The 553-nt window shown below is 62.7% G+C and carries 1 pseudogene; it reads left to right on the forward strand.

Features of this window, described 5'->3' with window-relative positions:
* Positions 1-283: 283 nt before the first annotated feature.
* A pseudogene (gene glyA / locus E8F06_RS00065) lies at positions 284-553 on the forward strand (serine hydroxymethyltransferase); the annotation flags it as partial.

Here is a 553-nt window from a genome sequence, read left to right on the forward strand (position 1 = left end):
TACCCCAGCGCCAGCCTGGTGGACGGCAAGTACTGGCCGCCGGTGGGCCGCGTGGACAACGTCCATGGTGACCGCAACCTGATCTGCGCCTGCCCGTCCATCGAGGCCTACCAGGACGCTTGAGTACAACCGGCGCGAACTCTGTGGGGGCGAATTCATTCGCTATGGGCTGCGCAGCAGCCCTCGGACAACGTTGTTGGGCAGGCCTGCGGCCTGCTTAGCGAATGAATTCGCCCCCACAAGGGCTCTACCAATCCGATACCGAACAAGAAGGAAAACCACCATGTTCCACAAGAGCCTGACCCTCTCCGACTTCGACCCTGCCCTGTTCGACGCCATCCGCCGTGAGGCCCAGCGCCAGGAAGACCATATCGAGCTGATCGCCTCGGAGAACTACACCAGCCCGCAGGTGATGCAGGCCCAGGGCAGCGAGCTGACCAACAAGTACGCCGAAGGCTACCCGGGCAAGCGCTACTACGGTGGCTGCGAATTCGTCGACAAGGTCGAGCAGCTGGCCATCGACCGCGCCAAGCAGCTGTTCGGTGCCGATTAC

This window comes from Pseudomonas sp. BN411 (genome assembly GCF_029871235.1).
Taxonomy (GTDB): Bacteria; Pseudomonadota; Gammaproteobacteria; order Pseudomonadales; family Pseudomonadaceae; genus Metapseudomonas.